Source organism: Burkholderia singularis (genome assembly GCF_900176645.1).
Lineage (GTDB): Bacteria > Pseudomonadota > Gammaproteobacteria > Burkholderiales > Burkholderiaceae > Burkholderia > Burkholderia singularis.
In genome coordinates, this window is record NZ_FXAN01000038.1 from 68,184 (window position 1) to 94,507 (window position 26,324).

Annotated in this window: 25 protein-coding genes and 2 tRNA genes; 13 read left to right on the forward strand and 14 right to left on the reverse strand. The window is 59.5% G+C overall.

Annotated elements, in window-relative coordinates; translation table 11 throughout:
• Positions 1–231 precede the first annotated feature (231 nt).
• Positions 232–1,290 carry a LysR family transcriptional regulator gene (locus BSIN_RS05810; protein WP_089339791.1) on the reverse strand — a complete coding sequence of 353 codons (1,059 nt, stop codon included), beginning with the start codon at positions 1,288–1,290 and terminating at the stop codon, positions 232–234.
• 431 nt (positions 1,291–1,721) lie between these two features.
• Between BSIN_RS05810 and BSIN_RS05815 the strand changes: the two genes are divergently transcribed.
• A complete protein-coding gene (locus tag BSIN_RS05815) occupies positions 1,722–2,738 on the forward strand; it encodes a D-2-hydroxyacid dehydrogenase family protein (RefSeq protein WP_089339792.1) in 1,017 nt (338 codons plus the stop codon).
• 288 nt (positions 2,739–3,026) lie between these two features.
• Here the strand turns inward: BSIN_RS05815 and BSIN_RS05820 are convergent, their stop codons facing one another.
• Both BSIN_RS05820 and BSIN_RS05825 read right to left on the reverse strand, forming a co-directional pair.
• On the reverse strand, positions 3,027–3,899 hold the full coding sequence (locus tag BSIN_RS05820) for a patatin-like phospholipase family protein (protein ID WP_089339793.1): 873 nt from the start codon (positions 3,897–3,899) through the stop codon (positions 3,027–3,029).
• Positions 3,900–3,931: 32 nt separating this feature from the next.
• The gene (locus BSIN_RS05825; RefSeq protein WP_059517187.1) at positions 3,932–4,336 is read right to left on the reverse strand and encodes a PaaI family thioesterase; all 405 of its coding nucleotides are present in this window, start codon (positions 4,334–4,336) and stop codon (positions 3,932–3,934) included.
• Positions 4,337–4,529: 193 nt separating this feature from the next.
• Here BSIN_RS05825 and BSIN_RS05830 point away from each other — a divergent pair.
• The 5 genes from BSIN_RS05830 to BSIN_RS05850 all read left to right on the forward strand — a co-directional run bounded on the left by BSIN_RS05830 (position 4,530) and on the right by BSIN_RS05850 (position 7,593).
• A tRNA-Lys gene (locus BSIN_RS05830) sits at positions 4,530–4,605 on the forward strand.
• Between the two features lie 163 nt (positions 4,606–4,768).
• Positions 4,769–5,851 carry a tyrosine-type recombinase/integrase gene (locus tag BSIN_RS05835; protein ID WP_089339817.1) on the forward strand — a complete coding sequence of 361 codons (1,083 nt, stop codon included), beginning with the start codon at positions 4,769–4,771 and terminating at the stop codon, positions 5,849–5,851.
• 78 nt (positions 5,852–5,929) lie between these two features.
• Positions 5,930–6,157 carry a hypothetical protein gene (locus BSIN_RS05840; RefSeq protein WP_089339794.1) on the forward strand — a complete coding sequence of 76 codons (228 nt, stop codon included), beginning with the start codon at positions 5,930–5,932 and terminating at the stop codon, positions 6,155–6,157.
• Between the two features lie 76 nt (positions 6,158–6,233).
• Positions 6,234–6,470: a hypothetical protein gene (locus tag BSIN_RS05845; protein WP_089339795.1), complete on the forward strand. Its 237-nt coding sequence runs from the start codon at positions 6,234–6,236 to the stop codon at positions 6,468–6,470.
• A gap of 34 nt (positions 6,471–6,504) precedes the next feature.
• On the forward strand, positions 6,505–7,593 hold the full coding sequence (locus tag BSIN_RS05850; protein ID WP_089339796.1) for a TrbL/VirB6 family protein: 1,089 nt from the start codon (positions 6,505–6,507) through the stop codon (positions 7,591–7,593).
• Here the strand turns inward: BSIN_RS05850 and BSIN_RS05855 are convergent.
• Positions 7,590–8,693 (reverse strand): MobA/MobL family protein, encoded by a 1,104-nt coding sequence (locus tag BSIN_RS05855; protein WP_218192398.1) that lies wholly within the window; start codon positions 8,691–8,693, stop codon positions 7,590–7,592. The two genes, BSIN_RS05850 and BSIN_RS05855, sit on opposite strands and share 4 nt — an antisense overlap.
• Before the next feature lie 314 nt (positions 8,694–9,007).
• Between BSIN_RS05855 and BSIN_RS05860 the strand changes: the two genes are divergently transcribed.
• A complete protein-coding gene (locus tag BSIN_RS05860; RefSeq protein ID WP_089339818.1) occupies positions 9,008–9,538 on the forward strand; it encodes a conjugal transfer protein TraD in 531 nt (176 codons plus the stop codon).
• 244 nt (positions 9,539–9,782) lie between these two features.
• On the opposite strand, the gene BSIN_RS05865 is transcribed toward BSIN_RS05860, so the two are convergent.
• Complete coding sequence (locus tag BSIN_RS05865; protein WP_089339798.1) at positions 9,783–10,964, reverse strand: HNH endonuclease; 1,182 nt, start codon at positions 10,962–10,964, stop codon at positions 9,783–9,785.
• A gap of 170 nt (positions 10,965–11,134) precedes the next feature.
• On the opposite strand from BSIN_RS05865, the gene BSIN_RS26095 reads away from it, so the two are divergent.
• Positions 11,135–12,298: a hypothetical protein gene (locus BSIN_RS26095; protein ID WP_175581862.1), complete on the forward strand. Its 1,164-nt coding sequence runs from the start codon at positions 11,135–11,137 to the stop codon at positions 12,296–12,298.
• Positions 12,299–12,428: 130 nt separating this feature from the next.
• A complete protein-coding gene (locus BSIN_RS05875; RefSeq protein ID WP_089339799.1) occupies positions 12,429–13,238 on the forward strand; it encodes a toll/interleukin-1 receptor domain-containing protein in 810 nt (269 codons plus the stop codon).
• A 495-nt stretch (positions 13,239–13,733) separates the two neighbouring features.
• Here the strand turns inward: BSIN_RS05875 and BSIN_RS05880 are convergent, their stop codons facing one another.
• Positions 13,734–14,390 (reverse strand): helix-turn-helix domain-containing protein, encoded by a 657-nt coding sequence (locus BSIN_RS05880; RefSeq protein WP_089339800.1) that lies wholly within the window; start codon positions 14,388–14,390, stop codon positions 13,734–13,736.
• A 404-nt stretch (positions 14,391–14,794) separates the two neighbouring features.
• Here BSIN_RS05880 and BSIN_RS05885 point away from each other — a divergent pair, with 404 nt between their 5' ends.
• Entirely contained in the window at positions 14,795–15,652 is an 858-nt protein-coding gene (locus BSIN_RS05885) for a hypothetical protein (RefSeq protein WP_143757353.1), read from the forward strand.
• A 33-nt stretch (positions 15,653–15,685) separates the two neighbouring features.
• A tRNA-OTHER gene (locus tag BSIN_RS25765) sits at positions 15,686–15,766 on the forward strand.
• A gap of 762 nt (positions 15,767–16,528) precedes the next feature.
• Here BSIN_RS25765 and gshA read toward each other — a convergent pair.
• The 3 genes from gshA to ada all read right to left on the reverse strand — a co-directional run bounded on the left by gshA (position 16,529) and on the right by ada (position 20,367).
• On the reverse strand, positions 16,529–18,142 hold the full coding sequence (gene gshA / locus BSIN_RS05890) for a glutamate--cysteine ligase (RefSeq protein ID WP_173678634.1): 1,614 nt from the start codon (positions 18,140–18,142) through the stop codon (positions 16,529–16,531).
• A gap of 171 nt (positions 18,143–18,313) precedes the next feature.
• Complete coding sequence (locus BSIN_RS05895) at positions 18,314–19,273, reverse strand: DNA-3-methyladenine glycosylase family protein (RefSeq protein WP_089339802.1); 960 nt, start codon at positions 19,271–19,273, stop codon at positions 18,314–18,316.
• Positions 19,270–20,367, reverse strand: coding sequence for a bifunctional DNA-binding transcriptional regulator/O6-methylguanine-DNA methyltransferase Ada (gene ada, locus BSIN_RS05900; RefSeq protein WP_089339820.1), 1,098 nt, complete (start codon positions 20,365–20,367; stop codon positions 19,270–19,272). Before ada ends, BSIN_RS05895 begins: the two co-directional genes overlap by 4 nt.
• A gap of 408 nt (positions 20,368–20,775) precedes the next feature.
• Here ada and BSIN_RS05910 point away from each other — a divergent pair, with 408 nt between their 5' ends.
• Complete coding sequence (locus tag BSIN_RS05910; protein ID WP_089339803.1) at positions 20,776–21,165, forward strand: VOC family protein; 390 nt, start codon at positions 20,776–20,778, stop codon at positions 21,163–21,165.
• 86 nt (positions 21,166–21,251) lie between these two features.
• Here BSIN_RS05910 and BSIN_RS05915 read toward each other — a convergent pair whose 3' ends face one another.
• From BSIN_RS05915 to speG, 3 genes are all read right to left on the reverse strand, one after another.
• Positions 21,252–21,806: a YaeQ family protein gene (locus tag BSIN_RS05915; RefSeq protein ID WP_089339804.1), complete on the reverse strand. Its 555-nt coding sequence runs from the start codon at positions 21,804–21,806 to the stop codon at positions 21,252–21,254.
• Between the two features lie 206 nt (positions 21,807–22,012).
• Positions 22,013–22,357, reverse strand: a complete 345-nt coding sequence (gene sap1 / locus BSIN_RS05920; protein WP_059517177.1) for a surface attachment protein Sap1 — start codon at positions 22,355–22,357, stop codon at positions 22,013–22,015.
• A gap of 492 nt (positions 22,358–22,849) precedes the next feature.
• A complete protein-coding gene (gene speG, locus BSIN_RS05925; RefSeq protein WP_089339805.1) occupies positions 22,850–23,383 on the reverse strand; it encodes a spermidine N1-acetyltransferase in 534 nt (177 codons plus the stop codon).
• A 147-nt stretch (positions 23,384–23,530) separates the two neighbouring features.
• Here speG and BSIN_RS25770 point away from each other — a divergent pair, with 147 nt between their 5' ends.
• Entirely contained in the window at positions 23,531–23,710 is a 180-nt protein-coding gene (locus BSIN_RS25770; protein ID WP_089339806.1) for a hypothetical protein, read from the forward strand.
• Positions 23,711–23,763: 53 nt separating this feature from the next.
• Here the strand turns inward: BSIN_RS25770 and BSIN_RS05935 are convergent, their stop codons facing one another.
• Positions 23,764–24,075 (reverse strand): hypothetical protein, encoded by a 312-nt coding sequence (locus BSIN_RS05935; RefSeq protein WP_143757355.1) that lies wholly within the window; start codon positions 24,073–24,075, stop codon positions 23,764–23,766.
• Between the two features lie 221 nt (positions 24,076–24,296).
• Complete coding sequence (locus tag BSIN_RS05940; protein WP_369828146.1) at positions 24,297–26,078, reverse strand: ShlB/FhaC/HecB family hemolysin secretion/activation protein; 1,782 nt, start codon at positions 26,076–26,078, stop codon at positions 24,297–24,299.
• Positions 26,079–26,324 lie beyond the last annotated feature (246 nt).

Consider the following 26,324-nt stretch of genomic DNA (forward strand, 5'->3'; position numbering starts at 1 on the left):
TGCGCGACAACGGAATGTCACGTGGCACGTGCAGCGATACACCGCACACGCCGCGTCGGCATAGTCACAAAAAAAGCGCGGCGCTCAATGAGCCCGCGCTTTTTCCTTCAATCGCGTTCAATGCGAAGTAGTAACAAGCTGCTCGCCAACCAATGAGCGTGGTGGCGCGTTGCAATCGCGCCAAACAAACCGCCGCTGCGTAACGTGTTCCTGAGCGCTATTTACTGCGTATTACAGCGGCGAAGGCACGACGACGCGCGGGCGCGGCGAGCGCTGCAACCGCGGCGCGAGCGTCGGCCCGTTGTTGGCGTCCGAGTGCTCGGCGTGCGTTTCGACGTGCACGTCGACAGGCTGCCCCAGGCCGCCCTGCGAAGCCCATTGCTCGCCCAGCGTCGTGTCGGGCGACTGACTGAAGTACTCGACGAGATGATCGATGAACGTGCGGACCTTCGCAGGCAAGTGACGGCGGCTCGGATACGCGATGTTGATCTCGACCTGCGGCAACCGGTAATCGCTCAACAGGCGCACGAGCTTGCCGCGCGCAATGTCGCTGCCGATCAGGTAGCTCGGCAGGATCGCGATACCCATGCCGAGCATTGCGAACTGGCGCAGCATTTCGGTGTTGTTCGCGACGATGATGTTCGCCGGCCGCACGCGCACTTCGCCATCCGGCCCGGTGAATACCCGCTCGTCGCCCCAGTATTCGGCCGGCAGACTTAACGACGGATGCTCGCTCAGGTGATCCGGATGGGTCGGCACGCCGTGCTTCTCCAGATAGCTGGGCGTCGCGCAAACCACCATGCAGCCTGTCGTCAACCGGCGCGTGACGATGCTTGCGCTGCGCATCTGGCGCGTGATCACGACCCCGACGTCGAAGCCTTCTTCGACGAGATCGACTTGACGGTCGACAAGGGTCAAATCAGGCACGACTTTCGGATAGCGCTGCGTATATGACTGCAGCACCGGCGCAAGGTTGTGCAGGCCGAAAACGACGGGCGCGACAATCCGTAGCGTGCCCACCGGCTCATGGTTACGCGCGACCACCATTTGCTCGACGTCTTCCAACTCATCGAGAATCTGGCGCGCCCGTTCCAGATAAACCTGGCCGGACTCGGTCAGCGAGAGACTGCGGGTAGTGCGGTTCAGAAGGCGGGTGCCAAGTCGGCTCTCGAGGTCGGCGACGTGACGCGTCGCGACGGCGTTCGAAATATCCATCGCGCTTGCGGCTCGCGCAAAGCTGCCGAGATCCGCCACCTTCACGAACACTCGCATCGACTGCAAATGATCCATACTCCACTCCTACCGCTGTTACAGCTTCAAAAATGTGAAGCAAATGGGTAATTTTCCTACGACAGCGAAAAAAATGCAGAGTTGCTCAATTCCTGACGAAATTTCTGAAAAAACCTTCAAACTTGTTGAACTCAGCCCTCAGGATAGGCTAATTGTTCTGACAAAAGAGATAATTTAGTCTGCATGGCGAGCAAGTCCGTCAATTGAGGCGCGCAAAAACCGTGATCTGGCTGATATAAAAAAGGAGCGAAGCATCCCGAGTGCCGCCCATGTGCGACAACTTGTCGCGTTACGTAACAAGCTGTTAAAAAGAGATACACCTGTTCCCGCGCCGTCATAGGATCATGACGACCCCAAACCGGGCCGGATCCGGGCATGCCGACGCCAGACGGCCGCCCCTTCCCCAAGCCGCGCGAACCCTGAAACACGCCATGAAAATTGCCATCCTCGACGACTACCAGGACGCGGTCCGCAAACTCGATTGCTTCGACATGCTCGCCGACCATGAGGTCAAGGTCTTCAACAATACGGTGCGCGGCCTCGGACAGCTCGCAAGCCGCTTGGCCGAAGTCGAGGCACTCGTGCTAATCCGGGAGCGCTCGCACATCACATCGCAGTTGCTCGGCAAGCTGCCGCAATTGCGGATGATCAGCCAAACGGGGCGTATCTCGTCGCACATCGATCTCGACGCCTGCACCGAGCGCGGCATCGCCGTGCTGGAAGGCACCGGTTCGCCGATCGCGCCCGCCGAGCTGACTTGGGCGCTCATCATGGCCGCGCAACGCCGCATTCCGCAGTACGTCGCGAACCTGAAACAGGGCGCATGGCAGCAATCGGGGCTCAAAACCTCGGCAATGCCGCCCAACTTCGGGCTCGGCCAAGTGCTGCGCGGGCAAACACTCGGCATTTGGGGCTATGGCAAGATCGGCCGGCTCGTCGCCGGCTACGGCAAAGCGTTCGGGATGAACGTGATGATCTGGGGCCGCGAGCACTCGCTCGAAGCCGCGCGCGCGGACGGCCATGCGGTCGCACCAAGCCGCGAGGCGTTCTTCGAGCAAGTCGACGTGCTGTCGCTGCACCTGCGCCTACACGACGACACACGCGGCATCGTCAAGCTGGACGATTTACTGCGGATGAAACCGACATCGCTTTTCGTCAACACGAGCCGCGCCGAGCTGCTCGAGGAAAACGCGCTCGTCAACGCGCTCGCGCGCAACCATCCGGGAATGGTCGCCATCGACGTCTACGAAAGCGAGCCGATTCTGCAAGGCTACAGCCTGCTGCGGATGGAAAACGTGATCTGCACGCCGCACATCGGCTATGTCGAGCGCGAGAGCTATGAGCTTTACTTCAGCGCCGCGTTCAAGAACATTCTCGCGTTCGACGCCGGCGACATCTCGAGCGTCGTCAATCCGGACGCGCTGACGCCGGGGCGCTCGCGCCGGTAGCCTGGGCCCGGCGGCCTGAGCCGCCAACGGGTGACGCTATCGCGATATGCGCGCGCGGCAATGGCGACGCGGAAGCGGCGGCCGGAATCGATCCGTCGATCCGTCGATCCGTCGATCCGTCGATCCGTCGATCCGTCGATCCGTCGATCCGTCGATCCGTCGATCCGTCGATCCGTCGATCAAAATTTTAGGTCGCCCACCGTTGGGCCCGTGCGCGTTTTCCGATCTGCGTAGACCGACGTGCGTGTCGACGCTCGCGCCCTCCCCTTGAAAGCGGGCCCGCCCGGCTCAGCGGCTTTGCGTGGCAGCCCCACCGACGACGCGCGCTGCCGCCGTCACAAAACGCTCGCCATCGCGCCGCCCAAGATCGTAAGCGTGCTGCATCTGGTGCGGACTCGTATAGTCCCAGCTCGAGATCGGCACCTTCTTCGACGGCTGCACATAGACGCGCCGCTGGCCGCCGTGATCGACCGCGAACATCTGCGGCCGTGGATAGCGGCGCGTGACCATCACGAGCACCGGCCCTGGCGATGCATCGAGCGCGCCGACGGGCACATTGTCGACCATGCCGCCGTCGAGCACCGGCCGGCCATTGCGGCGCAGGACCGGCGTAAATGGCGGCGTGCACGACGATTGCAGGATCAAGTCGGCAAGTTCGTCGACTCCTGCGCAATCCTGCGCGCGCACGAACTCCGGCCGAAAACCCAGCGAACGGCCAAACGTTGGATGCAGCGTCTTGCGCACGTATTTCTCGATGTTGTACGCGATCAGTCCTGCCGCCACCGCGCTACGCGCCCCAAGCCAGCGCGGCAGATGAGACACGCCGACGCGAATCTCGGGTGCGGCGGCAAGCCTCGCAAACGGCTCGCCGTAAATGTCGAGAAGCGCCTGCCGGTAGATCCGGTAATGCGGAAATACCGGCTCGGCGCGCAGCAGGTTGCCCCAATAGGCATTCTTCCGATTGTGCTTGAGCGCCGCCTCGTAATAGCGCATCACCCATTGCGAATCGCGCAGGTGGAGCATGCAAGCCGTGGCGGCTCCCGCCGAGATCCCGGCGATCACGCGCGGCGACAAGTCGAGCGCGGGACGCACGACATCCCAGAACCCTGCCTGCCACCAGCAGCGATTGCCGCCTCCCGCAAAAACGATCTGCTCGAACATCGAATCAGCGCCCTTGTGTCCGCGAAGCGCGCTCAGGAAACGAGCGCATAGGTCGAGGTCGCGTGGACAGCCATCTTGCCGTCCTCGTCGAACAGCTCGATCTCGCCGAACACGAGATTGCGGCCCATTCGCAGCACGCGAGCCGTGACGAGCACGTCCCCCTTGCGCACCGGGCGCATGAAATGCGTGTTCAACGCCACCGTAGTCATCGGCCGGAATTCGCCCAGCGCGGCAGAGATCGCGACAACCATCGCGGTATCGGCGGCCGCCATGAACACTTGACCGCAGATGACGCCTCCCGAATGGCGAAGCTCGCCCGAAAACGGCAAGCGGAGCGTGACGCCCTCCTCCGAGATCGTCACGGGAGTCAGGCAAAGGGAACGGACCCACGGCGCGAGGAGCCGGTCCAGCAAATCGCGGACAGTATTTTCGTCCATCATCGTAAGCCCAGAAAAAGCCGCGCGACCGCCGCGCGACAAGGATTCGGCGTCATCATACCGGGAGCGCGCGCAGTGCGACGCGCCGTCAGGAATCGGACAGGCGCGGCGGAAGGCTCAAAAAAAATTTTGCCGAAAATACGGAAAAGGGCTAGACAATCCCGAAAAGTTTGCGCATAATCTCGCTTCTGTTGGGGCGTTAGCTCAGTTGGTAGAGCAGCGGACTCTTAATCCGTAGGTCGAGTGTTCGAGTCACTCACGCCCCACCACCGAATTTTGTAGTAGAAAATCAAGCACTTGCGCGAAAGCGTCGGTGCTTTTTTTTCGTCTATAGCCCGCGTGGGTAGGCGTCAAAAACTGGCCTTTGCCGGAAATCTGCCGGAACGGAAAAATCCAGACCAAGCGATCTCAACCTTTCGCATGGAGTCTGGAATGGCATACATCAGTCAGCGCGGCGAGTACTGGCGGGCCGAAGTCCGTCGGCGCGGATACAAGCCGGTCTATCGATCATTCGACACCAAGCAGCAAGCCCAGCAATGGGCTCGACGCGTGGAGTCCGAAATGGATAGCGGCGCATACGTCGATCGCACCGAAGCCGAGCGCACTACGCTCCGTGAGGCACTGGAGCGGTACCGTCGCGAGATCGTCCCGGAAAAGCGCCACCCCTATCAGGAAAATCGGCGCATCGAGCGCTGGATCGACAACCCTCTGTCGTATCGAACTCTCGCCAACTTGCGTGGCGCAGATTTCGCCAAGTACCGAGACGAACGCCGGGCAGCCGGGCGCGCAGAAAATACCATTCGGCTCGAACTCCAGCTCGTCAGCCACCTCTTTGAGATTGCCCGGAAGGAATGGGGGCTGGAAAGCCTCCCAAATCCGCTTAAGAACATCCGGAAGCCGTCAGGCAGCCGCGCCCGCGACCGGCGCTTGAACCCGGGGGAATTCGAGGCGTTATACGCGCAACTTGCCGCATCAAACAACGCATGGGCCGCGCCGGCCTTCGAGCTGGCAATCGAAACCAGCTTGAGGCAGGGAACGTTGTTCAGCCTTCAGTGGCCGTGGATCGACCTCAAATCCCGTCTCATTACATTCCCTGCAGAGGCTCGGGGAAGCGACAACAAGGGCGTTCCGAGTGTTCTGCCCCTTTCAAGTCGGGCAGTGACGGTACTGCGCCATCTCGCCGCGCTCGCCGAAGCACCCATGCGACTTGAAGATCCTCGCGTCAATTTCGGTCCAGTGAATGTCGATCCGAGCAGGCTCAAAGGGCCGGTCTTTCAGACCACGGCGAATGCCGTGCTCTGCGTCTGGAAGCGAAGCCTTCAGAAAGTGAGCAAGTCCGTTCCCAACGTCAAAGAGCTTCGATGGCATGACTTACGTCACGAGGCAACGTCCAGATTGTTTGAGAAGGGCCTGCACCCCATGGAAGTCGCGAGCATCACGGGACACAAGAGCATGCAGATGCTCAAGCGCTATACGCATCTGCGGCCGGAAAGCCTCCTCGAAAGACTCGGCTGACCCATATCAGGCATCCCTCGAACCACGGCGACGTTCGATTCTAATTTCTAAGTAGTTCTAATTTATAGGCGTTAGGAAATGGAAAGAATTCTGACTCTCGGTCCCCTGCTTATCGCGATCGCTCTGACTGGCTGCGGCAAGAGTGATGAACGCAGGCTTTCTGATGCAGTGACGGCGGACATGGCAGCAAAAGCCGACGCGATCCAGAAAGACAAAGAGCGGTCGACGCGACGTGCACACATTGCGGAACGCCTGAAACCGCTCGTCTACGACCCGAAGGCAGGCAAGTACGTCGAGCAGAAGTAGCAGCAAAGCGGCCCGACGTGGTGCTACCAACACCGCGCCAGGCCTAACCACAACCCACCTATATGAGAGGTGAATCATGGCTGAGATCAATTCTAACGAAGCTAAACCAGCGTCCATAGGAAAGGACGGCGTACTCGCACTCCGTGACTGGATCGACGACCTGCAGCTGACGCACGACGGCATGAAGATGCTGCTCAGTCTCGAGACCAGCCTGAACCAGCAAGGCGTTCTGCTGAACACGGTCAAGCTGCTGGCGGCAACGATCGATAGGAAACTCGATGACGGCCGCCGCCTTCTGCCTTCTGCCGACTGACCGAACCTTGAACTAATGAATTGAGGAATACAACATGGCAGACATCTACACCTACGTCGGAACCTCCATAGACAACGCTACGGCTACGTGGGTTACGAGCGTTTCTTCGCGCCTTGTCGGCGGCATAACGCCGATTGTGCTTCTTGTTTTAACGATTTGGATCATGTGGTACGGCTACCGAGTGATGACCGGACTTGCCGAATCGCCCGTGATGAACTTCTTGATGTCAGCCATCAAAATCAGCCTAGTACTCGGTGTAGCACTCGGTGTCGGCAACTATCAATCGATGATTGTCGACGGCGTCCAAGGCTTCATCAATGGCATGGCTCAGATTTTCTGGCCCAGTTCTGCATCGCTCTATAGCGCCCTGGACACCTTCAACCAAACGGGAGCGAATCTTGGCATGGCCCTCTGGGATCGTGGCAGCCAGTCCTTACCTTGGGGTGGCTGGAGCGATGTGTTTGCAGGAAGTGTCGTATTGATTTCCGGCGGGCTCGTAGCAGTGTTCACGCTGGTTGTTATGCTCGTCGCCAAAATGGCGTTGGTGTTTCTGCTCGCTATCGGACCTGCGTTCATTGCGTGCCTGGCGTTTCCCACGGTCGCGCCTTACTTCGACAAGTGGGTTTCGAAGGTACTCAACTATGCGTTCCTACAAGCCATGCTCGTAGGCGCCTGTGGCCTGTTCATGCAAATCGCTCAGTACTTCACCGACCACATGTCGACCAGCATGACGAGCGGCAACACAAGCCAGTTGGGTGATGCTTTTGACCTGCTGGCCGTCTGCGCCGTACTCGCGGTGGTTATCTGGCAACTGCCTCATATCACCTCGGGCTTGGTAGGCGGCATGGCGCTTGATCACGGCCTCGGCATGGCTCGCCAGGCGATGGGAAACTGGAGCGCTGGCATTCCACAAGTACAACCCAGCGAGCAGTCGTCATCGGGTGTTGACCGCGGCGGTGCAGTCGTCGGAAGCAATTCTTCGTCTGACAGTTCCGGAGGAGTGCCGGCCTTCCGGCGCGCGAGCACTTTGGCACATCAAGGCACCGATCGAACGACGAGCGCCGCTTCGACAGGGAGCAGCCAGTCGTCGGCGTATCGCCGCAAACCCGGCAGTAACGCCTAGCGCTCCTTGCCATTCTGACCAGATCGACGCGGGCCCTGGGTCGTTCTCTCGGACTGCTCGTCGCCCTTCGACTGGCCCACTTGCCGGGCCAGTCGCTCATTAAAGGCCGCACGCAGCTTTTCCTGATCCGCCGGCGACTTGTTCGCTATCCTCCGCTCAAATGCATCTCGTTGGAGGGCTGCGACACGTTGATCGAATATCTGGCGCGCCATATCCTGCACCGCCGCAGATTGCCCACCGATATGCTCTTCAAACTGCTCTCGTCGCATTTTCGCCGTCGCTGACGGCGCCTCCGCCTTGCTTCTTCGCTGCGCTCGCTCGGTTTCCAGATCGATTACTTCGGCACGCACATTCGGCACCAGTGCACTCAGCTCTCGTCGCGCTTGCCGCACATCCGCGCGTGCCGCTCGTAGCTCAAGAACCTTCGCACGACCGTCGCCGCGCCACTGACTGGGTAGCTGCTTAGCTTCCGGCTCCATCGCTAGCCCGCGCTCGGCATAGCTGCGCATGTCGATCCGCGCATCGTGTCCGGCGCGATGCAGGTGAGCATTTGCCGTTTCCTGCCAGCGGCCACGTAGTGCCTTGAGGTCGGCGGCCCGCTCACCGCGCGTCAAAGTCTGCCCTGCATGCGGACCATAGCCTTTGCGCGCCCCGCCCTTCTCCGGAGCCTTGGCGTTGTAGCGTTTGAAGTATTGATCCGGATCGCGCTCGATCCCGTCACGCTGGCGCTCACTGAACATCAGATGCACATGAGGCTGCTCTTTGCCGTCCGCAGCGGTTGGAGAGTGAATCGCCCACTGATATGCGTGACGATCGCCAATCTCTTGTCGCACGAACTCACGCACAAGGTCGACGCGCTGAGCTGGCGTCAACTCGCGCGGCAGCGCGATCTCCATTTCGCGGTACGTTGTACCGTTGGACCGTTCGTTTGCGTCTGCGGCGAGCCAAAACTGCTGCGGGTCGTGCTCGGCCCAGGCGGGCATATTGCCTGCCTCGGCCGCTTCGAGCACCTCGCCACGCTCAAGCCGGTTCGCATACTGACCCACCCGTGAGATGTAGGCAGCATGAGGCGAAGCCTTGCCCGCCTTTCCCACTTTCATACTCAGACGACCTATCGCCACGAAGACACCCTTTCCGAAAGCACCGCGCCCCAGAAGAAGCCAAACGGCACATCGATGGAATAAAACAGGAACATCAACGGAACACTATAGGAACACATAGGGAACATCAGTGGAACATTGATGGAACCTCGATAGCAGTTTCCATTTTCGCGTACGCGAAAATCCGCCCGGAGGGCCGCGCGTTTCTCGGCTTGCCGAGAAACAACTAAGCGCGCCTTCTGCTCTGCAGAAGGATACGCCGGCGCGTCATGTTGCACCATATAATTAGGATTACGGTATATAGAGGAGTGACCATGACCACCAAATGGATTGAGCATCGAGTCGCCTATATTCGCGGCTTGAAAAAGCCGACCGATCGACAACGCATGCTGTTACTGCTGACCGAGAAGCAGTTTCGCTCCGCAGACGATCAACGAAAGTTGGATACGCTTATCGCGGCAGAAAAAGCAGAAGAGCGTGCGCAGAAGGCTCGTGCCAAAGCAGCACGTGTCGTGACGGCCGTGAAGCAGGCGGAACGCAAAGCACGGAATCACGAACTGTATAAGGCAGCTGGCCTGCTGATACTTGCGGGGCTCGTCGATGGCGCCACTGGTAAGCCGCTACGTGATCGTGGCGAGCTTCTGGGCGCACTACTCGACATGGCGGAGAGGAAACGCGATGAGAAAACTGTCAGGGAGTGGAAGCGCACCGGCGACGCTCGGCTCGACGAGCGCGCAGTGAGCGAAAAGGCAGCGACGATGCTTTATGTTGACGCCGCGTTCGAGCAGTTCGGGCGCATACTCAGTGAGCAAACCGACCACGTAAAGAGGGCCAAGACAGCGTGAAGAACACCCATGTCAGCCGGACCGACCGTGAACCCTTGGCGTCAGCAGGCGTCGCACCGCGTCCGTGCACAGATTCACCGACTACCCGAAACGACTTGCTCGTTCTACCCAGCTCTCGCATGTCCCTCCCGGTCACGCTCGACCTGGTGAACGAACTGCGAGACGAAACCTCTATATCATTCGCTTGTGCGACATCGACACGTTGATCACGCCGCCCGCCGAAACGCGTGTCCAGCGAGGCCGGTCAGTCAGCTTCGTCGATTCTCATAGCTTCCATGATAGGAATGCCGTTCGCAGACATGTGAACGAACAGTGGCCCAAGCTTTTCCATCATGTACTCAGCAAATTTTGTAGCCTGCGCAGGCGGAATAGCCTCGCCATATGAGATTCCCAGTTTCGATGCGGCGTACTCGGCCGCCCCTTCGAACGCCTTTTTGTACTGACGTCGCACACTTCGGAAATACACGATCCCGAACGATGAGTTGGCGACTGCCGAGTATTGCTCGTCGGTATACGCCTCGTTCATTTTGATCCGCTCAATCTCCTCATCAGAAAAAGAGAGGTCTACGCGGATGTCGAGCTCTTTACCGTTGGCGGGATTGAAAGCATAGGTCGATGAGAAAGCCTCACCTTCATATCGATCGCTCAGAGGAACAACGATCCGCGCTAGCCCGAAGTACTCTACATACCCCCACAGATAGCCGCTGCTCGAATCTCCACGCACACTAACAATCTGAGGCGTATAGCCTGCAGGACGGCGCCTCACCAGATCGCGTAGATAGAAAAGCCCATAGGGTGGATCCTCGTTCTCGCTGAGAAGATAGGGGAGCGCCCGATCGCATGCTGATGGCCTGACTCCTGCGTTCAATGCCATTGCTACCGCAGTTTTCACCATCGAGCGGCCGCCTAGAGGACCGCCAAAGCCGACACCGAACGTGAGCGGTGAATCAAGAAACTCCGAGTTTGATTGCACCTGCGATAGAACCTCCTGAACGTCGAGTTCGGGATACTTGGCGGCCATGCTCTTCACCATCTTTTCCGCCTCGTCCATCGTACGCACGGCCGCACTGATGCGAAAGCCTTGGCCTTGAGGATTGGGCACCTTCTCAAAACTGATCCGCTGAGGCGTCAAGTTTCCATTGGGTAACAGCTTCAATTGCCTCCCCGACGCCGTCTTCACCGGAACAGCAGGAACGTCACCACGCTCGCGTTCTACACCGTGCATCAATGCGACATGGCAAAACTGTCGCCAAATTTCAGCGTCCCACGTCTCACCGGTGCGGCTGTTGCAGTTCACACAGATGAAGGACCGAATTTTTCGCCGGCCTCCGATCGAATTTGGAACGATATGCTCATCCGAGTTGCCGACGTGGGTGAACGGTCTATCACACAGTGTGCAGTTGAATGTAGTAATCGCTTCGTCCATGACACTTCCTATGGATAGGCCGGGCGCGGCTGGCAAAAGATATCACGGACCAGCATAATCAGATCGCGGCGAGTCGCCGAATGGAGTGAATCGTGAAATTTTCGGGTTGGTCGAAAAAGGAATCAATCTTCTCGAAAAGCCGTCGAAAACCATAGATACGAGGCGTCCAGATGCGAGACCCAGTGAAAGTCCTTTATTACCCGGACATGATCCCCGAAGACACTGCCCTAAAGAAAGCCGTGCTGTTCTTCGATGAAATTCACTTCATGGATCGGCCCTCTTTCATGTTTGAAGGTGGGTTAGGAACCATCGGCACCCAATCGCGACTCCGCAGCTTCGAAGAACTATTCCGCCGAGACGGTGTACCACTCTTCGTCCATGAAGCTCCCGGAGGTCCAGTACAGGGAGACTTCCTAGCGATGGTCGCCGCAGATGTCAATGATCTTAATTTTCTTCGCGACTTCCAAGCCGGCCTACGTAGCTCTCCCACCTTCTCACAACACGTCGTTCAAGAAGGAAAATATCCGGACATCGACACAAAAGAGCTACATACGGCGGAAACTCTGCGCGATGAATTTTCCAAGGTTGATCTGAGCAACGTACTTACTCAGTTTGAAAACCCGATGTCGCTGCTAACGGACAAAAGCGTACGACCATTTGGATTAACCAAACCCGAAAGCATTGCGAAAACACTAATCTTTCAGGCCGCCGTCCTATCAACACATCTCAATCACGCACTCACCGTGGGGGCCAATGAAGGATTTATTCCATTTGCCGACGCCGCACCTTATGGCAATCTATTCCGAACAAAGTACTTTCGCGCTATGTTGGCGCTTGATTTGAAGGAAAACCGAATCCCTCTCACCGATCTTAGCTTCGAGATTTTCGACGCCCTTGTTGACAATTCCTTGCTTGCGAAGATGGAGATGAAAGACGTTGTTCGGTATCGCCGGGAAAGCGCGTCCGCACGTGAAGCCTTTCTTGAATATGTGAGTATTCTCCAAGCGAAGGCAGCGTCGATCGGCCCCGATCAAACTTACTCTGAAGTAGTTGACAGGCTTGTTCTTACGGAAATCATGCCAGCAGCACGTCAATTCAGCAATAAACTCCAAGCCGTCTTCGAGAACACTCTCGGCGCCCTCGGCAAAGGCGTAGTCGGAGCGATTGGCGGTGCGGGCGTCATCGAGCTATTGGGAGATCTCTCTCTCGCGAAAATAATATCCCTTGGAAGTGTGGCTTCCGCATACGTCACCAAAGCACTCATCGACGCGTATATCTCGGAGCGCGCAACAAGAAGGGAATGCTCGCTTAATTACATACTCTCGATCGATTGACGCAAGCGACGGTTATATCTTAAATTTACATCAATACGCATGTTGAAAAAACGCTGTACTCTGGCGCCGGCTATGAAACCATAGCATATATCACCCTAACGAACTCAACCTCATCAATTACGAGAATAGCATGGCCAACAATTTCATGTACGTTTTTGAATGCGATTACGGGGCACGGACAAAAGAAAGAGGTTTCGTAAAAGATATTCTTCGAAACTTTGACAAAGATTACGCCACAATGGTTGGCGCCATGGTCAACAACAATCCATATAGTCTAGAATTTTACATCGCCGTAAATCTACAAGACGATCCGACAAAATTCGAAAACTGGGTGAGAGATAAATATCCAGAAAAACTCAAAAGACACAATGTCTTCCTAAATTCACTGATGTCATTCAACTTAATGACTTTCATCGATGAACCGATGATCGACTTGGCATTCATTGACGAGGGAAATGGGCCATTATTTCATTGGATCGAAAGAGACCTTTTAGAATCAAAACACCCGCAGTACAAGCCGATGAAACCTGCACAATCACGAGTCTTCATTAGTCACTCATCAAAGGACAAAGAGTTTATCGTCAACCCAATTAATGCTTATTTGCAAGCCCAGGGGATTGCAACATGGCTAGACAGCTATGAAATTGATTATGGCGACAACATCTACGTCAAAGTTAATGAGGGAATCGAGAAATCCGAAGTCGGAATCTTTGTTTTAACAAATAATTTCTTTGACAGCTCAAGCGGATGGCCGATCACTGAATTCTCGACGTTTTTCATGGAACTAATGAAAGGAAGCAAAAAGGTGATCATGCTGAATGCTGGAGTTGATCCCGAAAAAATTCACTCCATGATGAAAGCCTATCGTTATCTCGACTGGAATGATGGGAAAGGACTCCCCGAGCTGGGGAACGCAATTAAGCGGAAACTGAGTCCGTAACAGGAATCCTTCGGCTACGAAGCAATGCGGGAGCCATCTTCTGGCAAAACGTATCGGGCGATCGCAGATCGAAGACATCACTCCGCGTGCTGCTGTCCCGAAGCCCTGAGCTGCCCATGGGTAGCTCAGGGGGCGGCGGTAGGGGCCGGGTCGGTAGACCTCGGCCGGCTTTGGCCGGCCGACCCCGTATCCCGCCGCAGGACAGCACGCGGGCAGAGGGATCTGGCACGCGATTGGTTTTGAACAACGTGCAGGCGTTTACGCGATGCATGTCCCGAACCATTTCGCTTTGGTGAGATTGGAAGCCACCATATCCGGAAGCGTATCTGACAAATTTCGGGGTAGTCTGACAGCTTTCGGGGGGACATCCTCCGGGCAGCATTGCTACTGCTCCGCCTTCTTTAAGATAAAAGCTCTCTCTATTTAGTAGCTCACGGGCGAGCCACTTCCCCTTGAATACAGCTCACGCGTGAACCCTTTTGCGCTCAACACAGCTCACTCCTGATCCCGACCATCCATGATCTGTGTATAACTTTGCGCCGGCGCCTCCCTCGGTAGATTGACGCGCTTGACCAAGAGCGCATTGAGCGCGTTACGCAAAGCCGGATCGTTTATTTTCTCCACGCTCTCAGCTGGCTTCCCTTCCTGGACGTTGATCACAACGGCACCGGGGGCGACGTGGTTGATGTTGACTTGCAGACGTTCGATGTGAACATCTGGCGGCAAGCGTCCAACCAGCAGCGCCGCACGCAGTTCATCCGCCGTCGGCTTCACCAATGAGGGCACGTATTCCCATGACGCGATGGCAGTCTGTCGCCCGTCTTTGTCCTGGACTCGCCACTTCTCCTTGAAGCGATACTCGTGCGAACGCCCGCGCGGCGACTTCGACAAATATCCGAGCGATTCGAGTTCTTTGATCGCGCGCTTAACAGACGACTGGTGCAAGCCGGACTTCGACGCGATCGTTTTGTGCCCGATTGGGCCGGCGATCCCGGTTTCGATATTCGTGTGGGTCTTGATGACCAGGTACACCTTCAGGGTCGCTCCATCCATATTCGCCAACGCTCCACTGTCGACAAATGACCTGAAGACGTGAAACCAGCCAGTCTCAGCTTTGAAAAGTTCACCTTGTACCGGTAGTTGGTCAGCCATCACTCACCCGTTGCATGTCGCGGGCGACCGACGCGTGGCCGAGGCATGTCCGCATTCGTGTCATCACGCGCAGGCGGATTACAGCTTGATCTCCGCGCGGCAACGTCGTTCAACCACTCCCGGATATCTGCAGCGAACCAACATGCCCGTCGTTTATCCGGAAAGGCAGTCTGCGGCAGTTCGCCCCTGTAGGTCATTTGCGCGATCGCGCCGACGGTGGTTGCCAACAGCGCAGCAAGCTCATCGCGCGTAACGATTGCTTGCGGTGCCATCCGTGCGAATGTCTGTCGGAAATCAGTGTCTGCCTTCTTCATTTGCGATCACCAGTAACTGGCAGTGAACATGTCGATAGCCTAGAATCCGTCTGATATCCGAACTAGGGCCAGTTTTTGAACTGGTAATAGATGGCGAACGTTGGCCCCAACCAAGGACGACGGCTCAAAGCCGCAATCAGCCGTTTCACTGCGATGCTGATCAGGGAGGCTCGCGACCTTACCGGGCTCAGCTATGAGAAGCTTGACGAGGCACTTGGACTGACGCCCGGGAACAGTTACCGCTACTCCCTAGACCCCTCTCGTCCTAAATCACGGGCGGTACAGATTGGCGGAATACAGTCGCTCGAGAACCGAGTCGCGAGACTGTTGCGGCGCCCAGCCCATCTGATTGCCGTTGTCGAGACTCGTGAACTCGACGCCCTCGCAATGCTGTATCGCATGCCAGTGGCAAACCTTGGGCTACCGCGACATGTCGGCGCGGATGACATCGAACTCATCTACGACAACTACTGGCCAACGTATGCCGACTTGTCGAGAGACGGACGATTCGATATCGAGTGCCCCTGGGCCGATCAACCGGAGCTATTCGGCGCGTTTGGATGGCAATGGGGTTGCTTGTGGGATCAAGCGCCGGATGAGCATCGGCAGAGGTGGTGTAGCCAGTTCAGGCAGCTTCCCCGCCATTGGCTTTCGCACTGGTGCGAACAAGTCGGCATATCCGAGGATCTGGCGACTGAAGTTTTGCTACCGTTGATCGTACAAAAGATGAGCGAGCATCCCGGCTTGATCGATCGATGGACGGAAACACGGACTATGCACCTTCGGGAGCGTGTCCTATCCACCACAACCAACGACCTGGTCGGCCCTCCCGGATGGGGAAGCGTCGCAGAAACGTTTGTCGACATCTTCCTGGAGGAAACAGAGCTTCCGGACCACCCTCTGCCGGAAATCTGCCGGAGCAGTGGTGTAACGGCGAATCAACTGTAGCGACCGCGAGTCAACAAATTCCTTGTAAACTCAGGGAATTAGCTGTAACCTACAAGCAGCTTGGTTTAGCTCTTAATCCGTAGGTCGAGTGTTCGAGTCACTCACGCCCCACCAAAGAATTCAAGGGCTTAGCAGCGATGCTAAGCCCTTTTTCATTTCCGTCTCCGTGCCAATATCAGACGGCGTCAAATATTACGCAGTCACGAGCCAGCACCGGCAGCGCAACTTGATTTCACGCCGCTCCGAACACGTGCGCGGCGGCGTCTGTCATACCGAACCCGCTCGAGTTGTCATTCACGATGCCGAATCATTGCGAGGGCACGCAATGCGCCGCGAGCAAATATCGCGCATCACGCTTTCACCGGTGACGAATTCGTCGTTCGTAGCGGTTTCCGACACCGGAATGCGCCGAATGCTGTCCTTCGCCCCGTTCGGCGTGTACACGACGAACACGCCGCGGAAATGGCTCGGTCCGTCGCGTACTTCAGCGCCTCCCGCTTCCTCAATACCACCGGCACGACATCCACGCCTCAGCGCGCCTGCCTCTCAGGCACCTCAGTTCACACACATCTCGCGGCTCGCCGACTTGAGTTGTTCAAGTGCATTCGTGTCGATCAATCTCACCAACGTGACAGCATGACAAGCTGGGCTCGTCCTCGCACCCGACCCGGCCCAACCGGCTCTGCGCGCGCAGCGACCGGAAACGTCTCCGCGCCGGCAAACGGGTCGCACGCAACGCCGCCGGCCGAGGCTAAACGCACGCCTGCGCGCACCAACTCGAACGGCTTTCGATGCCCAACAAACGACCCGCACGGGCGGCGCGCCAAGCGCGCAAGGCCAGCCGCCGCCCGTCAGCCATCCTTTATCCCCGCGCCATCAAACGCTGAACCGATTCAGCGTATAAGCGCGATACGCGGCGACGAACGCATCGAACGATCCCGCATTCTTTCCTTCGAGTTCCGTCTGTTCATCGAGCGAGCGCTGCGCGAGCCGCTGCGCTTGCTGCATCGCCTCATCGTCGAGCAGCCGGGCGCGAAAATACGATGCATGCGCTTCGCTCTGCGCGCGCGCGAATTCGATGAACGACTGGCCCCGCTCGCGCATCGTGCGCAACACGCGCGCCGACGGGGTGAGTTCCGGATTGTCGAGCTTCGCGCGCTGCGCGGCAATCGCGCGCGCGTGCGCATCATCGCCGCGAATCCCATCCAGCACGGCGCCTGCGGCATCGATCTTCGAGAGCATTTCGTCGGCCCACACGCGCATCGGCACGCTCACGCCGTCGCGCATCAACTCGAGCCCCGGCCGGCGCCCGTCCAGCGTGACGCGGCCGAAATTCGCATCCGATTCCCGATACGTGTCGCATGTGAGCGGCGGGCTCGCATCGAGCGCGCAAACGAGCAAATACGCATCGAGAAAGCGCGCGGTTTCGAGCGAAATGCCGACCGGCTCGAACGGATCGATGTCGAGACACCGCACTTCGATGTACTGCACGCCGCGCGAGGCCAGCGCATGCAGGGGCCGCTCGCCCGAATAGGTGACGCGCTTTGGCCGAATCGTCGAGTAAAACTCGTTCTCGATTTGCAGCACATTCGTGTTGATCTGAATCCATTCGCCGTCGCGATGCGTGCCGATCGCCTCGTATGGCGGATAGGGATCGCTGACCGCCTTCGACAGCGCGTCGAGATAGCCCTGCAGCGTGTTGTAGTCCGCTTCGAGCGCGGCCTGCGCGGTCGTATTCGAGTAGCCGAGATCGCTCATGCGCAAGCTGGTTGCATACGGGCGATACAACGTCGTGGCGTCGAATGCATCGAGCTTGTGCGCGCGTCCGCGCAAAAAACCCAAATCGAGCGCGGGCGACGCGCCGAACAAGTACATCAGCAGCCAGCTCGTGCGGCGGAAGTTGCGAATCAGCGCGAGATAGCGCTCGGATTGATAGTCGACCAGATTCGCGGTGGAGCCGTCTTCCTCATGTAACCGCCGCCACACTTCTTCGTTCAACGAATAGTTGTAGTGGATGCCCGCGATGCACTGCATCGTGCGCCCGTAGCGATATGCGAGACCGCGCCGGTAAACCGTTTTCAGACGGCCGATGTTCGACACGCCGTAATTCGCGATTGGGATTTCATCGTCGGCGGGCAGCAGGCCGGGCATCGAATTCGTCCACAGCATCTCGTCACCGATCAATGCATAGACATAGCGATGCAATTCGTCGAGCCGCGCGAGCGTCGTCGCGGCGTCGCGTTCGGCGGGCGTGATCAGCTCGAGCAGCGCTTCCGAGTAGTCGGTCGTGATCGACGGATGCGTCAGCGCCGAGCCGAGCACGCGCGGATGCGGCGTGAACGCGATCATCCCGTCGCGCGTCACGCGCAGGCTCTCCTTTTCGATGCCGCGCAGCCCGTTAGGCAGTTGCTCGCGTGTCGGGTTCGTGCTCAGCACGGCGAGGCGTTGCAGCAGCCGGTCAGTCTGGCGGGGAGTCATGTTGTTCAGCATCGATGCGCAAGGATGGCTCAATGTCGCGCGGCATGCGCGGGTCAGTTGTGGGAATGAAATGGTAGCGGGCACTTTAACATCTCGCCGCGCCGCTCGCTTGACCCGCCCTCGGCACCGCCCGCCCGGTTGTGCATGCGCGGGCCGACCGTCCGCCATCCGTTGCTTATGCCACTATCCGCCGCGCGCCGCGCCCGCCCGGTCGGCGATCTCGTTCCATAAATGCATCGCCGCATAAGCGCGCCACGGCCGCCACGGCTCGGTACGCAGACGCTGGCTGGCCGGCCGGTCGAGCGCAGGATCGCGCGCGGCGATTGCCTGCATCAGCACGAGGTCGGTCGCCGGCCACGCGTCGGCGTCGCGCCAGGCACGCATCGCGACATATTCGACCGTCCACGGTCCAATGCCCGGCAGCGCCAGCAGTGCGGCGCGCACGCCGGCCGGGTCGTCGGCATACGCGTCGATCGGCACGTCACCCGCCGCGACGGCGCGCGCGACGCCCTGCAATGCGGCAACGCGCTTGCCCGGCATCCCGACGTTCGACAAGTCGCACGCGGCAAGCTCGGCCGGCTCCGGAAAACGCCAACCGGTTGCCGCATGCGGCGCCTTGTCGGCAAGCGGCTCGCCCGCACGCTCGACCAGCCGCCCGACGATCGTCGTCGCCGCCTTCACGCTCACTTGCTGGCCGACGATCGCGCGCACGATCAGCTCGAAGCTCGACCAGGCGCCCGGCACGCGCAAGCCCGGCGCAGCGCTGACAAGAGGCGCAAGCCATGCGTCGCGCGCGAGATGCGCATCGATCACGGCAGGATTGGCGTGCAGATCGAACATCGTCGCCAGACGCACGGCGAGCGCGTCATCCGCGCAACACGCCGCCTCGCCTTCGACGAGCGCGACAAGACAGCGCTTGCGCGGATGCTTACGCACCATGAGCACGCCCGTCGCGCCGCAATATTCGATCGTGCGCCGGTACGCGCCGCCCTCGACTGCCTCGACGCGGGGAATCGCGCGTCCCGCCAAAAAGCGCAGCACGCGCGGCCAATCGTATGGAGATTTGAAGGGCAACTCGAACGTGACGCCGCCCGGCTGCGCGGCGGGCAATGCGGCGGCCGCGGTTTGTGCGGCGGCGCTCAAGTCGCGTCGTCCACGGCGAGCGCGGCGGCAAACTCGCCACCCGCGCGTTGCGCCTCGGCATCGATCAGCGCTGCCTTACGCGGCAGCCCCCACCGATAGCCGGCGAGCGAGCCGCTTTTTTGCACGACGCGATGACACGGAATCGCCAACGCGACCGGATTCGACGCGCAAGCGCTCGCGACCGCACGCACTGCGCGTGGCGCGCCAAGCGCCTCGGCAATCTCCGTATAGCTGCGTGTCTGGCCGTATGGAATCCGACACAACGCGTCCCATACGCGTTGCTGAAACGCGGTTGCGGCGATATCGAGCGGCAGATCGAAGCGCTCGCGCGTGCCGTTCAGATAAGCGTTGATTTGCTCGACGAACGGCGCAATCCGCTCAGGCGATTCAACCAGCGCCGCATTCGCAAAGGACGCCCTCAGTTCGTCGACGAGCGGCTCGGCTGCGTCGCCGAACGCAATCTTGCAAATTCCCTTGCCGGTAGCCGCGACGAGCACCATACCGAGCGGGGTATCGGCCGTCGCATACGCGATCGTCAACCCCGCGCCCTTGCGGCGAAACGCCGACGGCAGCATGCCAAGCTCACGCGGCACCGATTCGTAGAGCCTCGACGACGAATTGAAGCCCGCGTCGACAGCTGCCCGCGTGACAGCCGCGCCGCTTTGCAGCGCCTCGCGCAACGCCGCGCCCCGCCGCGCGGCCTGATACTGGCGCGGCGACACGCCGACTACGCGCTTGAACAGCCGTTGCAAGTGAAATGGACTCACGTGAACGGCGTCGCTCAGTTGCGCGAGCGTGAAACGATCCTGGCGGTGCGCGTCAAGCACCGCGCACGCGCGATTGACGATCTCATGCTCGCGCGGCAGCCCTTCGGGCCGGCAGCGCTTGCACGGACGATAACCCGCCGCGCGCGCCGCGGCCGTATCGGCAAAAAACGCGACATTTTCGCGCAGCGGCAGCCGCGACGCGCATGACGGACGACAAAACACTCCCGTCGTCCTGACTGCATAGCAAAACGCGCCATCGGCGCGAGCGTCGCGCGCAATGAGCGCGGCCCAGCGCGCATCGTCAGTCGAATAATCCGACTTTTTCATCATGACCTCGCAAAAGCGGAACGGATGCGTGCCACTGTAGACGCCATCGCATCCGGCCACGCGCTGAATCTTGCGCTCTCATTCGCCTCATAGTTTCCACAATCGATACAGATCGCCAGTCGCCGGTCGCCTCACGGCCGCGCGCCTTCATATCGGCATTGGCCCCATTTTGGCGCAGTGCGAATGCGACAGATTGCTGTCCTGATGTTTTTTTGCACATCGAATATTGCATTGCACCATCCGGATGTGTATAGTAGGAACCGTCTCCTCCATGTCTCCTCCTGATATGGATTAAGCCCGTTCAAATGCGAACGGGCTTTTTTTCGTCCATCGATTTTGCGCCGGCCCTCCGCCGCCCGCACCAACCGTCTACACTCGGTAAGACTCCCCGGACAGGAGACGCTTTCGATGAAACCCCATATCCGCGAGATCGATCACGTCGTACTGCGCGTGACCGATCTGGATGCCATGACGCGCTTTTATTGCGACGCGCTCGGCTGCCACGTCGAGAAAGTGCAGCAGGACTTGGGGCTCGTTCAGTTGCGCGCCGGCAAATCGCTGATCGACCTATTGGCGCGCGGCACGCCCGAACAGAGCCACAACATGGATCATCTATGCTTGCGCATCGAACCGTTCGACGCTGTCGCGTTGCGCGCTCACCTTGACGCGCACGGTGCGCGGCCGGGTGACGCCGAGCGGCGCTACGGCGCAGACGGCTACGGGCCGTCGATCTATCTATACGACCCCGAAGGCAATATGGTTGAACTCAAGGGGCTGCCGCAAGCCGCCGCGCACTGATGCGAAAGCGGCGGGTGCTTCAGTGCATGGCGCAGCTTCCGGCCTTATTCTGGAGCACGGAAATTGCGACGCACGCCGTAACATGCTCACTCGTCGTCCCGCGCCTTCAGCACGGTCCATTCGATCGCCACCGGGTCATGCGTTGCGCTCGACAGCCACGCCGCGCCGTCCTGCACCGTGCATTGCAGGCGCATCGTCCGCTGTGCAAGCCCGCCCAGCGCGGCGGCCACGCCGTCCGTCAGTGACACCACCCGCACATTGCGCAGCCGCTCCACCTTCGCGCGCGCGCCTTGCCACCAGATATCGGACGCGCGGCCGCCATACGCAATCACGTCCACCCGCCCGGCGCGCCCGCTCGCTTTCGCGATGCGCCGCTCGTCCGGCTGGCCGACGTCGATCCACGCATCGATCGCGCCCGTCAGATCTTTTTGCCAGAGATCGGGCTCGTCGGTATCCGAAAGCCCCTTGCAGAATTCGAGCCGTTCATCCGCGAAAAGCGCGAACGCGGCAATGCGCACCATCATCCGTTCGTCCGTCTCGGACGGATGACGTGCGACGGTGAGTGAATGATCGGCATAGTAATGCCGGTCCATGTCGGCGATTTGCAGTTCCGCCTTGTAGATCGTCGATTTGAGCGCCATTCCAGCATCGTGCCCCATACAGGCCGTTGATTCGAGTCGGGGCATGATGATACAGAATGCGCGATACGCACACGGCAGGCGTAAAACGACCTGATGGCCGGGCTAAACGCAACGCGGCCCGGGCACCGCCCAGGCCATACACAAACCACGCCTCCCCGGCCGACACCCGCGCGCCGCCGCAAGACGGCCGCGCGGTAGCCCTGCCGTTACTGCTTGATGAAGCGTGCGTCCGTCCAGAGACCTTGCTGGTCGCTATTCTCGGCGCTCACGAACTGCACGTCGCCCTTGTCGACGCTGACCACCCGGAAGCGTTGACCTTCCGGCACCGACAGGCAGCGGAAGTCGTCGAAATACTGTTGCCGCGCTTGCGAGCGGCCGTCGCGCTCATGGCTCAGTACGGAGTCCAAATTGTCTTTCGACAGACATCCCCACGCATTCTTGGTGAGCTGGATTTCCTGTTGAGGCTTGAGCGACGCATCGCCGCCTGCCTGCGCAACCGAAAACGCAGCGATGCCGCTTATCAACGCAAGCAAAAGACCAGTTCGTTTCATGTCGTGTCTCCCATACTCGCGCGCCGATACGCTCATTAGCTATGTATTTAAAGGCATGCGTCGGCCCGCACTTGTTCATGCTAGGAGAACCGACGGTGACCGCAAGCACAATCGTTGTGCGATTGCAATAGTGACGTATTGCCGCACCCCGTCACCCCCCCTGCATACCGGTTCCAGTATGGCGCGCCATTTCGGGGGAAAATACGCACTCCGGATTTTTCTAATCCGCCAAAGTCTTATTTGGCAAGACTTTCCGTTCCATAGGCACGACGCAAATGAACGAGTTGGATAATTCAATTCGCGTCGCCGATCTATTTGATGCGCCGCACATAAAGTCGTCAAGAAATTTCGCAGTGCCGCACCAAGTTTTTCTGATATGCGGAATACAAAAAAAATGCCAGCGGCTTATGCCGCCGGCACTCTGTCACCGATTGCGCACGCCGACATATACGCCAGCCGGCTTCATTCACAACCGCGCAATTCGTCGGCGCGCTACTGAGCCGCGAAATAATCTCGCTGAAATATGCACATCCGCAATGCGTTGTGATATTGGCCGTTACCAAAAAACTCTTCGATCAGCTCGGCTTCATGCCTGAAACCGCATTTCTCGTACACATGAATCGCCGCGACATTCGATTTGTCGACGATCAAATACAGCTTGCGCAGGTTCAGCACCTTGAACGCATAAGCCACCGCCAGCCGCGTCGCGTGCGTCGCGTAACCGCGGCCTTGCTGGTTTGGCGCGATGATGATCTGGAACTCGCCGCGCCGGTGGATATAGTCGAGTTCGATCAGCTCGACGAGGCCGACAAGCTCGCCCTCCGTGTCCGCCACGACGAAACGGCGCTCGCGCTGGTCGTGCACGTGCTGATCGTACAGTTGCGACAGTTCCGCGAAGGTTTCGTATGGCTCCTCGAACCAGTAACGCATGATTTTTGCGTCGTTGTTGAGTTCGTGAACGAAACGCAGATCTTGGCGCTCGAGCGGCCTCAACGCGAGCGTGTGCTGTTCATTCTGAATTTGCATGAATGTCCTTGAGTCATTTGATTAGCTGCGCACGGGCGGCATGGACGCCGGTGCGCCGGAGATGCCGGAAAATTCGTCAACTGAAAATGACTGTGGGCTCCAATACAGAGCCTAAAATGAATCAAGGGTTCCCGCCGCACGACGGAGGTGATCGTGATCGAGCAACTGATATTGGGCGTTTTTCTCGTGTTGCCGCTGCTCATCGTGGCGGTGCTGTATTCCGACGAACTATGGCAGGAACACCGCCTGAAGCGTCCGCGCGATGAACACGCGGCACCCGCGCATGCCGACTGGCGTCATCCATGGCGTCTGCTGCGGCGGCATTGAGCATCGCATTCCCACGAACTGATGCGCCGCGCTCCGACAGTGGTTTCATCGTGTCATGCACGCGTCGCGCCGCATCGCGTGTACTCGGTGTAGACGCCGACGCTCGGCCGCCGGCCGGTGATGTCACTTAACCCGTCGAGTGCCTGATCGGTATGCGCGTCGCATTCCTTGTTTCCCGCCCCAAAGGGCCGGAGGCATACATAAACCACGTCGCAAAACGCTGCGATCGTCCAACGCTCGCGCCGGACTCCGGTGCAGCAATGCGCCTGCCGCCCCGACGGCCGGTAAAAATTCACGGCAATGGTCGCTTCGGCTGCCTGCAAGGCTTTAGGATAAGACGAAGCGCCCCCGCTGCGGGTGCCCATTAGCTGTCTCGAGCTGAACGGTCTTGCCGCACCCAAAAACGCCGGCCACGGCGCGATCCGGTACGCCCATGCAATCGCCGGAACGGCAAGGACGGCGGCAGCCGCGACTGTCTGTCCGCACCCGATAGCCGCAGCGGCTGCAAGCTGGACACCGCGATGTCGGGCGTTATTCGTCGATCTTCGAGATCGCGCGCCTGCCGATCGCGCCACCCCGCTTCCGTTCAACTGCCGAAAACGACGAAAAGCTCGCCTTGCGGCGCCTTTGATCCGTTCGGCACGACCGAGCGCAGCGGAAATCCCAGCGTGCCGCGCACGCTGACAAAGCGTGCGGCCTGCAACCGAAAGCCCGCACCGATGCTCGCCAGCGACGCGCTGTTGATATCGACCGGCTGCGGCGTGCGGTTCCACACGCGGCCGGCATCGAAGAACAAGAACGGCTGTAGCGCGACGGCGCCCAGGCCGAACGAAGGCGAACGCAACTCCGATTGAATATTCCAGCCGCGATCCCCTTGTGCCGAATAAGGCTCGTAGCCACGCACCGTCGCATCGCCGCCCAGGCCGAGTTTTTCGCTCGGCAGCAGCGTGCTGTTCGTCCATTGCACCTGCGCACGCATCGACCAGATGAATTTCGACGCGCCGAGCGGCGTGTCGCGTTGCGCGGACAGTTGAAGATACTGGTAGCGCGCCTTTGCGCCAAGCTGCGCCGCATCGAACGCGTCGTCGCGGTTGTTGCCGTCGAAACCGCCGGGGCTCAGCATCAGCGACGCGTTGACGCGCGTGTCGCCGGATGCGTCGCTCTTCGACGCGTCATACTCGAGCACGAATTGATGAACGTGCGTGTTCGCGTTGAATACTTGAAAGCCGCCGAATTCCAGATCGTTGTTCGAACGCTTGAAGTCATAGCCGAACCGTGCGCGCTGCTGCCAGCCGGCCAATGACGGCAGCCGGCGGCCGTAGCGAAAGCTGATCTGCGAACTGATCCCGTCTTGTCGATAGCTGTCCGGCAGCCTCGGCGTGCTGCGCGCGAACACGCCGAATAGCTCGATGCTGTCGAAGGGCGTCAGCGGCACAACGAAATTCATCGCATGCGCGATGAAGCGCGGGCGGTTCGGACGGCCCTCGATCGCCGGATTGCCAGTCAACAAATCGTTGCTCGCGGTCATTTGGTATCCGAAACGAATGTCGGCACCGAACAAGTTACCGTAATCGAGGCCTGCGAGCACACGGTCGCGGCCGAGCTGCCGGACGCCGTCGTTGTTGTAGCCGCCGTAGATGCGCAGCGGCAGACGATCGTCGACGTTCAACACGACGTCGGTCGTGCCGGGTGCGGCGCCCGGCGCGTAGACAGCATCAACGCGACGGTACGGATTCTCGTTCAGCAACGCGAGCCCGGCATCGACGTCGTCTGCCCGAATCGGTTTGCCGGTCGACAGCGGCATCTCGCGTTCGAGCAGCGCCGTCGAGAAATGGCGGTTGCCTTGCAACGATACGTTGCCGAGCCGGAATTCAGCAACCGCGATCGTCACCTCGCCACCGCTCACGTCTTGTTCAGGCACGTAAACATCGACGAGCGGCCGCCCGGCGTCGCGATACGCCTGCACGACCATGCGCCGGATGTCGGCCAGACGAGCGAATGTAAGCGGCTTGCCGATATCGGCCGCGAGACGGCCGAGAAACGCTGCGTTCAGCAACGGCAGGCCGGTCTCGCGCACGTTGCCGTCAGCGCTCGATGCACCGCTATGCGCGTCGCCTTCAGCCGATGAAACGCCCCCACGCACAAACGCGATGCCGCGCAGTTGCGTAATCGCGACGGCCGTCGAACGGTCGTCGGGCTCGGCGGGCAATGCAGGAGACGAGTATTTGGCGGCGGCAGGCGGCGGCAACGGCGCAACGTCACGGTAGGACTGCGCGTGAGCGTAACGCGTACCGGATAACACCATCACGCCTAGCAACACGCAGTGCGCGGCAACTGCCGCTCGTGACACGAATTGACGAACGATCATGCGGAAAATCACGGAACGCGGCTAACGAATCGCAGCGTTTGCCGCGCGAGTGGAGATAGCGCGCGCGGCAAATCGCTGGGCCTCTGGATACGACAGCGCGCGGCGACGATATGCGAAAGCCATGATTTCCCCACGCAATGGTCAGGATGGCGTTGAACGGGCCAGCGAAGGAGTTCCGAATATGGCGCGCGAATGCTTTTACTTCTTGCGTCGGCTTGGCGGAAATATCGGCTTATCGCAACGTAT

Bases quoted from the DNA above. Each gene is read 5' to 3' on its own strand.
- BSIN_RS05810 (WP_089339791.1), bottom strand. From the start codon at position 1,290: ATGGATCATTTGCAGTCGATGCGAGTGTTCGTGAAGGTGGCGGATCTC.
- BSIN_RS05815 (WP_089339792.1), top strand. From the start codon at position 1,722: ATGAAAATTGCCATCCTCGACGACTACCAGGACGCGGTCCGCAAACTC.
- BSIN_RS05820 (WP_089339793.1), bottom strand. From the start codon at position 3,899: ATGTTCGAGCAGATCGTTTTTGCGGGAGGCGGCAATCGCTGCTGGTGG.
- BSIN_RS05825 (WP_059517187.1), bottom strand. From the start codon at position 4,336: ATGGACGAAAATACTGTCCGCGATTTGCTGGACCGGCTCCTCGCGCCG.
- BSIN_RS05835 (WP_089339817.1), top strand. From the start codon at position 4,769: ATGGCATACATCAGTCAGCGCGGCGAGTACTGGCGGGCCGAAGTCCGT.
- BSIN_RS05840 (WP_089339794.1), top strand. From the start codon at position 5,930: ATGGAAAGAATTCTGACTCTCGGTCCCCTGCTTATCGCGATCGCTCTG.
- BSIN_RS05845 (WP_089339795.1), top strand. From the start codon at position 6,234: ATGGCTGAGATCAATTCTAACGAAGCTAAACCAGCGTCCATAGGAAAG.
- BSIN_RS05850 (WP_089339796.1), top strand. From the start codon at position 6,505: ATGGCAGACATCTACACCTACGTCGGAACCTCCATAGACAACGCTACG.
- BSIN_RS05855 (WP_218192398.1), bottom strand. From the start codon at position 8,693: ATGAAAGTGGGAAAGGCGGGCAAGGCTTCGCCTCATGCTGCCTACATC.
- BSIN_RS05860 (WP_089339818.1), top strand. From the start codon at position 9,008: ATGACCACCAAATGGATTGAGCATCGAGTCGCCTATATTCGCGGCTTG.
- BSIN_RS05865 (WP_089339798.1), bottom strand. From the start codon at position 10,964: ATGGACGAAGCGATTACTACATTCAACTGCACACTGTGTGATAGACCG.
- BSIN_RS26095 (WP_175581862.1), top strand. From the start codon at position 11,135: ATGCGAGACCCAGTGAAAGTCCTTTATTACCCGGACATGATCCCCGAA.
- BSIN_RS05875 (WP_089339799.1), top strand. From the start codon at position 12,429: ATGGCCAACAATTTCATGTACGTTTTTGAATGCGATTACGGGGCACGG.
- BSIN_RS05880 (WP_089339800.1), bottom strand. From the start codon at position 14,390: ATGGCTGACCAACTACCGGTACAAGGTGAACTTTTCAAAGCTGAGACT.
- BSIN_RS05885 (WP_143757353.1), top strand. From the start codon at position 14,795: ATGGCGAACGTTGGCCCCAACCAAGGACGACGGCTCAAAGCCGCAATC.
- gshA (WP_173678634.1), bottom strand. From the start codon at position 18,142: ATGCTGAACAACATGACTCCCCGCCAGACTGACCGGCTGCTGCAACGC.
- ada (WP_089339820.1), bottom strand. From the start codon at position 20,367: ATGAAAAAGTCGGATTATTCGACTGACGATGCGCGCTGGGCCGCGCTC.
- BSIN_RS05910 (WP_089339803.1), top strand. From the start codon at position 20,776: ATGAAACCCCATATCCGCGAGATCGATCACGTCGTACTGCGCGTGACC.
- BSIN_RS05915 (WP_089339804.1), bottom strand. From the start codon at position 21,806: ATGGCGCTCAAATCGACGATCTACAAGGCGGAACTGCAAATCGCCGAC.
- sap1 (WP_059517177.1), bottom strand. From the start codon at position 22,357: ATGAAACGAACTGGTCTTTTGCTTGCGTTGATAAGCGGCATCGCTGCG.
- speG (WP_089339805.1), bottom strand. From the start codon at position 23,383: ATGCAAATTCAGAATGAACAGCACACGCTCGCGTTGAGGCCGCTCGAG.
- BSIN_RS05935 (WP_143757355.1), bottom strand. From the start codon at position 24,075: ATGGGCACCCGCAGCGGGGGCGCTTCGTCTTATCCTAAAGCCTTGCAG.
- BSIN_RS05940 (WP_369828146.1), bottom strand. From the start codon at position 26,078: ATGATCGTTCGTCAATTCGTGTCACGAGCGGCAGTTGCCGCGCACTGC.